We start from the raw sequence: 13,027 nt of genomic DNA on the forward strand, positions 1-13,027 counted from the left end.
GGGGTCAATGGGGTAGCGGCTGCGGATTGTCGCAATAGCCCTTGCGGATTCGCCGTCAGGCAATCCGCCATCGCTTTGCAGCCGGTTGGCGTTTTGCGATCGCGAAAACACCCTACAACAGAGGATGGGTAAGGCGGAACGCGCTAGCGGTTCCGCCATCAGGGTTTCAATATCAACGGCCATCGAGCATCGTGACGAAGGCGTCGCTCCCACAACGCTATACCAACTTGATCACATCCAGCGCGCCGTCGAAAACCAGCCCTTTCAAAGGCGTGGTGCCGACAATTTCGATCTGAAAATCGCCGTCGTCAAAACTGCCATTGCCGTTCAGATCCATCTGCAATACACCGTTTCGATAGGCTACGCCATTATCGTCATTCAACGTCGCGCCGATGGCCACTTTGCGCGCCGTGATATCGGAGAGCGCCTGCCCGCCCAGCTTCAACTGGCTCAATATCGCCGCATCGAAGCCGAGCCGGCTGCCTTTACCGTCGATGAGCCGATCGTGCCCGTTCGCTTCCAGGTCGGCGGCCGCCCAATAATACAGATCGCGCCCGGCCCCGCCGACCAGCATATCGGCGCCCTTGCCGCCGGTCAGTTTATCGCGGCCGCCGGCGCCATAGAGGATATCGTCGGCGGCGCCGCCATTCAGATCATTGGCTTTATTATCGCCAATCAGAGTATCGGACTGCGGGCTGCCCGTCATCGGCAGCGCCGCTTTCGGCCCTTTGCCGTTCAAGATCAACAGGTCTTTGTTGGTATCGAACCGCAGCGTATCGGCCGTACGGTTATAAAAACGCACCTGAAAGTCGTCATCGGCATTGAAGACCCCATCGCCATTCGCATCGACTTGCAAAATACCGTCTTTAAACGCCAAGCCGTTATTGGCGTCGATCACGCTGCCCAAGCCATTTTTTCCGCCCGTTAACTGACTCAAGGCCGTGCCGTTCAATTTCAACTGGCTCAACAGGGCGCTGTCGAAGGCGATGAGGCTGCCGTTGTCGTCGACGATCCGATCCATGCCGCCGGCCACCCGATCGGTAGCGGAAAAATGGTAGGTATCCTTTCCCTTGCCGCCGACCAGCCAGTTATCGCCGGAACCTCCGAATAAATGGTCATTGCCGTTATTACCTAACAGCACGTCGTTGCGGCCGTTCTCGCCATACACATGATTCCCTTTGTTATTGTCATTGATCAGCTGACCGAGCGGGGGCAAAAACGCCGGCGCGCCCGGATCGCGAATCACGCCGTTGGCAAGACCGTCGCTATCGAATTCGCCGCCGTCGGTGATTTGAAAGTCGAGCCGCGTTTTATCGCCTTCCGTGGTCATCGCGCCGCCATAAGCGGCACTGGCCAAATTGACCCAGGTGCCCTGAGCGTCTTTTTTCCAATAGCCGTTGACATGAATATCGTCGTCGAGATAGAGACTGAAGGTCTCGGTGCCACCTTCTTCTTGCGTCGTCGCGGAGAAACCGAACAAGCCCAGGGGAATAGCGCCCGCGTCCGGAAAATCGGCGGGCGCATCGAGTTGCTCAAACTCGGTGATGCGCGAAGCCGACGGCCCTGTCACGTTCGCTTTACCGGCATTCGAATCGGCGACCAGGGTCACATACACAGGCAATGCCCCGTCGGAATGGCTGACGGCCGTCGGCGTATTCAAGACTGCCTGCGAGAGCACGTTGGTTTGTCGGCTATCGGCCACGCCATCACCGTTGCCGTCGCCGGCGACCATCGCGCCATTGCCGTCGGCCAACACGGGAACGTTCATTTCTATCTCTGTCGGAACGCCGTCGTTGTCGTCGTCGGATTCCGGCACGTTCGTCACGGTCAGGATCACCGCTTGAGAAGCATTCAGTGCGATACTGGCGTTATCGGTTGCGATGACCGTGAAACGGTAACTATTTCGCGTCTCAAAATCAGGGATGGTCTTTAAAGTGACCGCGCCGCTCTCGGCGTCGATCTCAAGCAAGCCGGCATCGCTGCCGTCCAAACTGTAGGTCAACGTTTGTCCCGCGTCGGGATCGCTAGCGATCGCCGTGTAGACCACCGTGCTCGGCGGACTGTTTTCGGCGACGCTCGCGGTTGTGCCGGAGGTAAATACCGGCGCTTCGTTGAGGTCATCGATCGCCAGCGCCACCGTTCGGATAGCCGTGTTGCCGGCCGTATCGGTCGCGATCACCTCAAAACTGTAGCCGGCCTGCGCCTCAAAGTTTGGATCGTCGATCAACGTCACTTCGCCGCTGTTTTCATCGATGCTGAACGCCGCCGCATCGGCGCCGCCCAGGCTATACACCAACGGAATCGATGGACCATCGCTGGGGTGCTCGGTATCCGGGTCATCGGTGGCTTGCGCGCGATAGACGACTTGAGCGGCGCCGCTATTTTCAGCGATCGCCGTTGCCGTGGCCCCCGAGGTAAACACCGGCGCCACTTCGTCCACGTTATTGACAGCCAGCGTCACCGTTTGCGTCGCGGCATTGCCGGCCGCATCGGTCGCGGTCACCTCGAAGCTGTAGCCGGCTTTTATCTCGAAATTCGGGTCGGCGGTCAGCGTTACTTCGCCGGTCTCGGCGTCGATCGTCAACGCCGCCGCGTCGGCACCGCCCAGACTGTAGACCAGCGGGTTGGACGGGCCGCCGTCCGTCGCCGGATCGTTCGCCGCCGCAGTATAAACGACTTGACCGGCGCCGCTGTTCTCAGCGATCGCCGTTGCCGTGGCGCCCGAGGTAAACACCGGCGCCACTTCGTCCAGATTGTTGATCGCCAGCGTCACTGTTTGCGTCGCGGCGTTGCCGGCCGTGTCGATGGCCACCACCGTAAAGCTGTAACTGGATTTCGTTTCAAAGTCAGGATCGTCGATCAACGTCACTTCGCCGCTGTTTTCATCGATGCTGAACGCCGCCGCATCGGCGCCGCCCAGGCTATACGCCAACGGAATCGATGGACCATCGCCGGGGTGCTCGGTATCCGGGTCATCGGTGGCTTGCGCGCGATAGACGACTTGAGCGGCGCCGCTATTTTCAGCGATCGCCGTTGCCGTGGCCCCCGAGGTAAACACCGGCGCCACTTCGTCCACGTTATTGACAGCCAGCGTCACCGTTTGCGTCGCGGCATTGCCGGCCGCATCGGTCGCGGTCACCTCGAAGCTGTAGCCGGCTTTTATCTCGAAATTCGGGTCGGCGGTCAGCGTTACTTCGCCGGTCTCGGCGTCGATCGTCAACGCCGCCGCGTCGGCACCGCCCAGACTGTAGACCAGCGGGTTGGACGGGCCGCCGTCCGTCGCCGGATCGTTCGCCGCCGCAGTATAAACGACTTGACCGGCGCCGCTGTTCTCAGCGATCGCGGCTGCCGTGGCGCCCGAGGTAAACACCGGCGCCACTTCGTCTACATTGCTGATCGCCAGCGTCACCGTTTGCGTCGCGGCGTTGCCGGCCGTGTCGATGGCCACCACCGTAAAGCTGTAACTGGATTTCGTTTCAAAGTCAGGATCGTCGATCAACGTCACTTCGCCGCTGTTTTCATCGATGCTGAACGCCGCCGCATCGGCGCCGTCCAGGCTATACACCAACGGCGCCGACGGCTGGCCTGCGTCCGTTGCCTGTGCCGTGTACACCACCTGCCCGGCGCCGCTGTTTTCAGTGATCGCCGCCGCCGTGGTATCCGAGGTAAAGACCGGCGCCACTTCGTCCAGATTGTTGACGGCCAGCGTCACCGCTTGCGTCGCGGCGTTGCCGGCCGCGTCGGTCGCGGTCACCTCGAAGCTGTAGCCGGCTTTCGTTTCGAAATCGGGATTGCCGATCAGCGTCACTTCGCCAGTTTCGGAATCGATCGTAAACGCCGCCGCGTCGGCGCCGCCCAGGCTGTAGGTGCGTGCCGACGGGCCATCGTTCGGGTGGCTGCCATCTGGATTGTCGGTTGTCGTGGCCGTGTACACCATCTGGCCGGCGCCGCTGTTTTCGGCAATCGCGGCTGCCGTGGCGCCCGAGGTAAACACCGGCGCCACTTCATCCACGTTATTGACCGCCAGCGTCACCGCTTGGGTTGCGGCGTTGCCGGCCGCGTCGGTGGCCACCACCGTGAAGCTGTAGTTGGGTTTCGCTTCAAAGTTCGGATTGCCGGTCAGCGTCACCGCGCCGGTATTGCCGTTGATCGTCAACGCTGCCGCGTCGGCACCGCTCAGGCTGTAGGTGCGTGCCGACGGGCCGTCGTTCGGATGGCCTGCATCCGGGTTGTCGGTCGTGGTGGCCGTGTACACCACCTGCCCGGCGCCACTGTTTTCGGCAATCGCGGCTGCCGTGGCGCCCGAGGTAAACACCGGCGCCACTTCGTCCACGTTATTGACGGCCAGCGTCACCGCTTGGGTTGCGGCGTTGCCGGCCGCATCGGTGGCCACCACCGTGAAGCTGTAGTTGGGTTTCGCTTCAAAGTTCGGATTGCCGGTCAGCGTCACCGCGCCGGTATTGCCGTTGATCGTCAACGCCGCCGCGTCGGCGCCGCTCAGGCTGTAGGTGCGTGCCGACGGGCCGTCGCTTGGATGGCTGCCATCCGGATTGTCGGTCGTGGTGGCCGTGTACACCACCTGCCCGGCGCCGCTATTTTCGGCGATCGCCGTCGCCGTGGCGCCCGAGGTAAACACCGGCGCCACTTCGTCCACGTTGTTGATCGCCAGCGTCACCGCTTGGGTTGCGGCGTTGCCGGCCGCATCGGTGGCCACCACCGTGAAGCTGTAGCTGGGTTTCGCTTCAAAGTTCGGATTGCCGGTCAGCGTCACTTCGCCAGTTTCGGAATCGATCGTAAACGCCGCCGCGTCGGCGCCGCTCAGGCTGTAGGTGCGTGCCGACGGGCCGTCGCTTGGATGGCTGCCATCCGGATTGTCGGTCGTGGTGGCCGTGTACACCACCTGCCCGGCGCCGCTATTTTCGGCGATCGCCGTCGCCGTGGCGCCCGAGGTAAACACCGGCGCCACTTCATCCACGTTGTTGATCGCCAGCGTCACCGCTTGGGTTGCGGCGTTGCCGGCCGCATCGGTGGCCACCACCGTGAAGCTGTAGCTGGGTTTCGCTTCAAAGTTCGGGTTGCCGGTCAGCGTGACCGCGCCGGTATTGCCGTTGATCGTCAACGCCGCCGCGTCGGCGCCGCTCAGGCTGTAGGTGCGCGTCGACGGGCCGTCGCTTGGATGGCTGCCATCCGGATTGTCGGTCGTGGTGGCCGTGTATACCATCTGGCCGGCACCGCTGTTTTCGGCAATCGCGGCTGCCGTGGCGCCCGAAGTAAACACCGGCGCCACTTCGTCCATGTTATTGACCGCCAACGTCACCGCTTGCGTCGCGGCGTTGCCGGCCGCATCGGTGGCCACCACCGTGAAGCTGTAGCTGGGTTTCGTTTCAAAGTCAGGATCGTCGATCAACGTCACTTCGCCGGTATTGCCGTTGATCGTCAACGCCGCCGCATCGGCGCCGCTCAGGCTATAGACCAGCGGGTTGGACGGGCCGCCGTCCGTCGCCGGATCGTTCGCCGCCGCGTTATACACCACCTGCCCGGCGCCGCTGTTTTCAGCAATCGCCGTTGCCGTCGTGCCCGAAGTAAACACCGGCGCCACTTCGTCCAGATTGTCGAGATTGACGGTAATGGTCGCCGTATCGCTCAGCGCGCCGTCGCTGGCCGTCACCGTCAGCGTGAAGCTTGGCTGGGTTTCGAAATCCAGCTTCGTGCCGTCGGCCACCGTGATCTTGCCGGTCGATGCCTCGATGGCGAAGCCGCCCGAGCTATTGCCGGCGGTGATGCCGTAGGTGATGGCTTGGCCGTCGCTGTCCAGGTCGGTGCCGGTCAGGCTGTCGTTTACGTCGTACACGAGCGTGCCGTTGGCGCTATTTTCATCGATCGAACGGCTCGCATCGGCCAGGCTCGGCGCGTCGTCCACCGGCGTCACGTTTACCGTGAGGGTGTTGGGCGTGCCGTCCAGGTCCACCCCGCCGTTGGCGGCGCCGCCGTTGTCTTGCACCTGAAAGGTGAAGCTGGCGTAGCCCGTCCCATTGGCGTTGGCCGCCGGCGCGTACGCCAGCTTGCCGAGGTCGCCCGCCACGATCGTCTGGCCCGCCGTCACGGCCGCGCCGTCGAGGGTGAGGCTGCCGGCCGCCGGCAGCGTGGCGATCTTGACCGCCAGCAGGCTGTTGGGCGGCGTGTCGTTCGGGTCGGTCAAACCGAAGTCCGCCGCCGTAAACGCGTGGCTGCCGTCTTCCGGCACCGTTACCGTCTTGTCGGTGCCGCTCGGCGCGTCGTTGACCGGCGTCAGCGTCAGGCTGGCGCTGCTGCCGGCGAAGGCGGCGTGGCCGTCGCTGACCGCGTAGCTGAAGCCGACTGGGCCGTTCAGGTTGGCGGCGGGCACGAAGGTCCAGGAAATGCCGTTCGGTTCCGCCGTCAATTGGCCTTGCGTGGGATCGTTCAGGCTTAGCGCGGTGATTTGCAGGGTATCGCCGTCCTCATCGCTGGCGCCGTCGAGCAATTGCGCGGCGGTGATGGTGACGCCGGGACTGTCTTCGACGGCGGAGCCGAGCGCGACCGGGGCGGCGGCGGGCGCATGGTTGAGCGTCACTTGCACCACCGACTCGACCGGATTGCCGTCGGCGCCGTAGCGCTGGCCGTAGATACCCGAACCGTCGCCGTCCTGGTTCTGAGACTGCCAGGTTACCAGGTAGCCGCCGTCGTTCAGCGCGGCGACGGCGGGAAGGGATTGAGAGTTGGCCGTAGTCGTGTTGACCCGAAACTCCTCGTCCTGGGGATCGCCGTTGGCGTCGTAGCGCTGGCCGTAGATGCCGCTGTCGCTGCCGTCCTGGCCAATGGACATCCAGGTCACCAGGTAGCCGCCGTCGTCCAGTGCGGTGACGGCGGGATATATTTGACCGTAGTCCGTAGCGGTATTGACCCGAAATTCGTTGCCCTGGGGATCGCCGTCGGCGTTGTAGCGCTGGCCGTAAATGCCATAGTCACTACCGTCCTGGCCAAAAGATGTCCAGATCACCAGGTAGCCGTTGTTCAGCACGGTGACGGCGGGATAGCTTTGATAGTCGTTTATGGTGGTATTGACCAGAAACTCACTTTCCTGAGGAGTGTCATCGGCGCCGTAGCGCTGGCCGTAAATGCCATAGCCACTACCGTCCTGGCCATAAGACATCCAGGTCACCAGGTAGCCGCCGTCATTCAGCGCGGCGACGGCGGGAGCGGATTGATCGTTGGCCGTGGTGATGTTGACCCGAAACTCGTCACCCAGGGCGCTGCCGTCGGCGTCGTAGCGCTGGCCGTAGATGCCCCCGCTATCGCCGTCCTGGTTCCAGGATGTCCAGATTATCAGGTAGCCGCCATCGTTCAGCACGGCGACGGCGGGATCGTGTTGATCGCTGGCCGTGGTGGTGTTGACCCGAAACTCCTCGTCCTGGGGATCGCCGTTGGCGTCGTAGCGCTGGGCGTAGATGTCATAGTCACTGCCGTCCTGGTTCCAGGATGTCCAGATTATTAGGTAGCCGCCGTCTTTCAGCGCGGCGACGGCGGGAGCAACTTGATCGCTGGTCGTGGTGGTATTGGCCCGAAACTCGTCGCCCAGGGCGTTGCCGTCGGCGTCGTAGCGCTGGCCGTAAATGCCATAGCCACTACCGTCCTGGCCATAAGATATCCAGGTCACCAGGTAGCCGCCGTCATTCAGCACGGCGACGGCGGGATAGGCTTGACTGTTGGCCGTGGTAGTGTTGACTTGAAATTCGCCGCCTCTGATCTGGGGCGTGGCAATGTAGTCGCCATCGGCAAAACGCAGCGTGAGATCGTCGAGCAAGGTGTCGGTGCCTTCATCGCCATCGTCCATATGGATGTCGCGCACGGTCACATGGCCTTGGGGGTCCAGGCTGAATTGGTAATCGGCCCGGTTGCCGGCGTATTGGGCAATATCCTCGCCGGGCCCGCCCAGCAGCCGGTCGTTGCCGCCGCCGCCAGACAGGATGTCGTCGCCGGCGCCGCCTTCCAGAGTATCGTCACCGAGGCCGCCGTGCAGAGTGTCGTCGCCGGCACCGCCTTCCAGGATATCGTTGCCGCTGCCGCCGCCCAGCATGTCGCTGCCCGCCTCGCCAAGCAACATGACGGGCAGGGCCGTGTCGGCCGCGATGCTCAGGCTGTCGTTTTCGGGGCTACCGATCAGTTTCGGGCTGCCGAACGGCTGTCCGTCTACATCGTAGCGCTGGCCGTAGATGCCAGTGCCGCTGCCGTCCTGGATATTGGACTGCCAGGTCACCAGATAGCCGCCGTCGTTCAGCGCGGCGACGGCGGGATACAGTTGATTGTCAGCCGTGGTGGTGTTGGCCCGAAACTCGACGCCCACGGCGTTACCGTCGGCGTCGTAGCGTTGGCCGTAAACGTCCCAGTCGCTGCCGTTCTGGTTCAGAGACATCCAGGTCACCAGGTAGCCGCCGTCGTTCAGCGCGGTGACGGCGGGAGCGGATTGATCGTTGGCCGTGGTGGTGTTGATCAGAAATTCGTCGTCCTGGGAAGTGCCGTTGGCGTCGTAGCGCCGGGCGTAGATGTCCAACCCACTGCCGCTCTGCTCAGACTCCCAGGTCACCAGGTAGCCGCCGTTGTTCAGCACGGTGACGGTGGGATTCGTTTGATTGTTAGTCGTGGTGGTGTTGATCTGAAACTCGTTGCCCTGGGCGCTGCCGTCGGCGTTGTAGCGCTGAGCGTAGATATCCCAGTCACTGCCGTTCTGGTTAGACTGCCAGGTCACCAGGTAGCCGCCGTCGTTCAGCGCGGTGACGGCGGGATGCATTTGATTGTTAGTCGTGGTGGTGTTGACCTGAAACTCGCTGCCCACGGTGCCGCCGTCGGCGTCGTAGCGCCGGGCGTAGATGTCCCAGTCACTGCCGTTCTGGCCATAAGACATCCAAGTCACCAGGTAGCCGCCGTCGTTCAGCGCGGCGACGGCGGGAGCGTATTGATCGTTGGCCGTGGTGGTGTTGGCCCGAAACTCGCTGCCCAAGGCATTGCCGTCGGCGTCGTAGCGCCGGGCGTAGATGTCCCAGTCACTGCCGTTCTGGTTAGACCTCCAAGTCACCAGGTAGCCGCCGTCGTTCAGCGCGGCGACGGCGGGAGATAGTTGATCGCCGGCCGTGGGGGTGTTGACCTGAAACTCGCTGCCCAAGGCATTGCCGTCGGCGTCGTAGCGCTGGCCGTAGATGCCCCAGTCGCTGCCGTCCTGGCCCAGAGACACCCAGGTCACCAGGTAGCCGCCGTCATTCAGCGCGGTGACGGCGGGAGACAGTTGATTGTTAGTCGTGGTGGTGTTGACCTGAAATTCGTTGCGCACGCCGGTGCTGCCCACGCCAATATCGCGATCGGCAAACCGCAAGGTTTGAATGCCGAACAGCGTATCCGTGCCTTCGTCGCCGTCGGCTGGATTCTGGTCGCGTACTTGCAGGCTGCCGTCGCCAAGGGCGGCGATTTGGTAGTCGGCCAAGTTGCCGGCAAATACCGCGACATCCTCGCCCAAACCGCCTTGCAGAAGGTCGTCGCCCAGGCCGCCGGTCAAGATATCGTCGCCGTCGGTGCCGGTGAGCGTGTCGTTTCCGTCGGTGCCGGGGATGTCCAGCAACAGGCCGCCATAGGGCAGCGCCAGGCTGGCGGTTTCCACCGGGCCGGTCGCCGCTTCCAGTCGCCAATCGCCGCCCAGTTCGGCCGCGCCGGTCAGGTCGGTCGATGCCGCGACGTCCGCCCCGGTCAATTGCGCGAGCCGTTCGATGAACGCCTGCCCGGCATCGCCCTGGGCCACGTCGCAGCCGTAGAGCAGCAGGTCGCCGCCGGCGGTCAAATGGCCGCCGATTTCGGCCAGTTGCGCGGCATGATCCGCCAGGTTGCCGCCGTTCAGGACGCCGGCGCCCAGGGTCAGCGATCCCGGCGAGCCGTGCGACACGATGTCGATCGCGTCCAGCGCGGGCCGGTTTTGCAGGGCCTGGGCGATTTGTTCGAGGCCGTCCCGGTTCGGATCGAGCACGATGGCGTCGACACCGTCCGGCAGGGCGGCGATCAGGGCTTGATAATTGCCGATACGGGCGTCGATAAAGGCGATACGAAGGCTCATTGGGGGGGTTCCTTATTCAATGATTGGGTACAGGGGATGGAGTAATGTCGTTAAGTTAAGAGGAGGAATTCGTCATTCCGGCAAGGAATGCCGGAATCCAGGCGCCAGGGATGGCGAGCTTCAATACATCCCTGTAGTCTGGATCTCGGCAATCCGTGCCGAGATGACGGCTTAATTTAACGGCATTGGGAATGAGGGTGTCGGCAAGCGGCTGTTTTCGCTTGCGGCGGTTATCGTTGCTGTTTTTTTTGTCGCACATGGAGAAACGTCTTCTAACGGTAGAAATAACATGGAGCTTGTTAATTTATTTCATGGCATGCGAGCCTGTCATCGGTCATTTGACTGAAATGTTTGCCGAAGATAGCTGTAGCCGCGTAGGTCGGGCACGTTTTTTTGTGCCCGACATGGCCGGGGTTCAATAGGGTGGCGGCTCCAGGTTGTTGCAATAGCGAAGCAAGATTGCCGCCTATCGTCGGGCAACGATGAAGCTGTTGCCCGACCTACTCGGCTACCCGGCTAATTTATTTCATGGCATGCGAGCCTGTCATCGGTCATTTGACTGAAATGATCGAGTAGGTCGGGCACGTTTTTTTGTGCCCGACATGGCCGGGGTCCAATGGGGTGGCGGCTCCAGGTTGTTGCAATAGCGAAGCAAGATTGCCGCCTATCGTCGGGCAACGATGAAGCTGTTGCCCGACCTACTCGGCTACCCGGCTAATTTATTTCATGGCATGCGAGCCTGTTATCGGTCATTTGACTGAAATGATCGAGTAGGTCGGGCACGTTTTTTTGTGCCCGACGCTACCCGGCAGTCGTGTCGGCAAATCCACCTTACGTTTTACGTTGCTGCTCGAATTATAAAAATGCCGCGAGTTTGCTACAATCAAGCCAGACTTGGTATTTCACCCATGGGATGTGTTTTTTATGGCTGTACATGAAAAAATTCGCCTGCTCAGACAGTTGAAAGGCTGGTCGCAGGAAGAGGCGGCCAGTAAGCTGGAAATGTCGCCGAACGGTTACGGCAGTATCGAGCGCGGCGAAACGGACGTGAATTTGTCGCGGCTCGAGCAGATTGCCGCCTTGTTCGGCATCAAGCTCGTGGATTTGCTGGAGCTAAATGAAAAAAATGTTTTCAACCAGACTGGCACGCATAACAAGCAGGGCAATTGGTACATCGGTGAGTCCTCGCCCGAATCCATGCACTTGCAAGTCGAGCTGGAAAAACTGCAATTGCTCGTCGAGCAGAAAGACAAAGAAGTGGCGTATTTGAAAGAAATTATCGATTTGCTGAAGGCGCCCAGAAACGGTAAATCATGATGACTTCCGGACGTTGCATGTTCTTGTTTTTTCGATGGATGGGTTTCGGCTGGCGCCTTTACCCGTGCTACGCGCTGTCATTAAGTTAAGAAAAATGGAGTCCAAAGCTTGCTTTGGAAAATCAACCAAAGCAAGCTTTGGACTCCACGCGAGCTCTTGTAGGGCGGATTCGCCTTTAGGCAATCCGCCTCCGCTTTGAAGGCTATTGGCGTTTTGCTATCGCGAAAACGCCCTACAGCAGGTAGCCGAGTAGGTCGGACACGCTTTTTGTGCCCGACATTGCAGGGTTTCAATTGAGTAGCGGCTGCGGATTGTCGCAATAGCGAGGCAAGATTGCCACCGAATGTCGGGCAACGATGGGACTGTTGCCCGACCTACCCGGCTCCACGCGAGCTCTTGTAGGGCGGATTCGCCGTTAGGCAATCCGCCTCCGCTTTGAAGGCTATTGGCGTTTTGCTATCGCGAAAACGCCCTACAGCAGATAGCCGCGTAGGTCGGGCACGTTTTTTTGTGCCCGACATGGCCGGGGTTCAATGGGGTGGCGGCTGCGGATTGTCGCAATAGCGAGGCAAGATTGCCACCGAATGTCGGGCAACGATGGGACTGTTGCCCGACCTACCCGGCTATTGGCGTTTTGCTATCGCGAAAACGCCCTACAGCAGATAGCCGCGTAGGTCGGGCACGTTTTTTTGTGCCCGACATGGCCGGGGTCCAATGGGGTGGCGGCTCCAGGTTGTTGCAATAGCGAAGCAAGATTGCCGCCTATCGTCGGGCAACGATGAAGCTGTTGCCCGACCTACTCGGCTATATCGGCAGCAGCGGCCGGGTCTCGGAAGTGCTTAACCGCAAGCGTCCGTTGAGTTTAAGGATGATTAAGCGCTTGCACGACGGGTTGCATATTCCTTATGAGAGATTGCTGACCGAGAGCGCGTAGGGCGGAACGCGCTAGCGGTTCCGCCATAAGGGCTTTTTCCCTTCTATTTATCTAATCTCTAAACAATCAATACGCCTGCGGCTCAAATTTCTCCGGCGTGTCCATCTCGAAGACGCTGTCATGGATGCGCGCGACATAAAGCCCTTCACTGAGCGCGCGCTCGCGTAACGCCGGCGTCATGTCGACCGCCGCCAGAATGCCGTAGACCGTTTTGTTTTTATGCTCGGGAAAATAGTCGCGGAAGCGTTTCAGCAAAGTCAGGATTTGGCTGATCGCTTCTTCGCGCACATGGCTTTTGACTTCGACCACGTAGGCGCGATTGAGCTCGCCGTTGGTGTAGGCCAGCACGTCGATTTCGATGTGTTCGCCGCCTTTGCTGACGCGCACGCTGGGGCTGACGACCTCCATGCCGAAACGTTCGCGCAGGATTTTTTCCATCGACGGCAACGCCAAACCTTCGGTAAAGCTGCCGAATTTTTCTCCCAAGCCGCCGATTTGCTTGCCGAGTTCCTTGAGTTTGCGGTCGGTTTCTTGAAACTTGCGGTCGGTTTCTTTTTGCGATTCGGCCACTTCCCGCAAAATGGCCCAGATGTCTTCAGCCGGTGTGGACATGGAGGTTTAACTCAGTGGAAAAATAAGGGTTTGCACTATAACACATTTTC

5 protein-coding genes are annotated in these 13,027 nt (G+C 61.0%); 2 read left to right on the forward strand and 3 right to left on the reverse strand.

What is annotated here, in order from left to right:
• Positions 1–217 precede the first annotated feature (217 nt).
• Positions 218–10,114, reverse strand: coding sequence for a cadherin domain-containing protein (locus tag CC94_RS21655; protein WP_036304023.1), 9,897 nt, complete (start codon positions 10,112–10,114; stop codon positions 218–220).
• A gap of 55 nt (positions 10,115–10,169) precedes the next feature.
• Positions 10,170–10,373, reverse strand: a complete 204-nt coding sequence (locus CC94_RS23820) for a hypothetical protein (RefSeq protein ID WP_005371037.1) — start codon at positions 10,371–10,373, stop codon at positions 10,170–10,172.
• Between the two features lie 665 nt (positions 10,374–11,038).
• Here CC94_RS23820 and CC94_RS0114840 point away from each other — a divergent pair.
• Together CC94_RS0114840 and CC94_RS0114845 are read left to right on the forward strand one after the other, a co-directional pair.
• Positions 11,039–11,431 carry a helix-turn-helix domain-containing protein gene (locus CC94_RS0114840; RefSeq protein ID WP_005371039.1) on the forward strand — a complete coding sequence of 131 codons (393 nt, stop codon included), beginning with the start codon at positions 11,039–11,041 and terminating at the stop codon, positions 11,429–11,431.
• A gap of 778 nt (positions 11,432–12,209) precedes the next feature.
• Positions 12,210–12,365, forward strand: a complete 156-nt coding sequence (locus CC94_RS0114845; protein WP_245549489.1) for a hypothetical protein — start codon at positions 12,210–12,212, stop codon at positions 12,363–12,365.
• A gap of 66 nt (positions 12,366–12,431) precedes the next feature.
• Here the strand turns inward: CC94_RS0114845 and CC94_RS0114850 are convergent, their stop codons facing one another.
• Entirely contained in the window at positions 12,432–12,977 is a 546-nt protein-coding gene (locus CC94_RS0114850; RefSeq protein WP_005371041.1) for a DUF3782 domain-containing protein, read from the reverse strand.
• Positions 12,978–13,027: the final 50 nt, after the last annotated feature.

Source organism: Methylomicrobium agile, assembly GCF_000733855.1.
Lineage (GTDB): Bacteria > Pseudomonadota > Gammaproteobacteria > Methylococcales > Methylomonadaceae > Methylomicrobium > Methylomicrobium agile.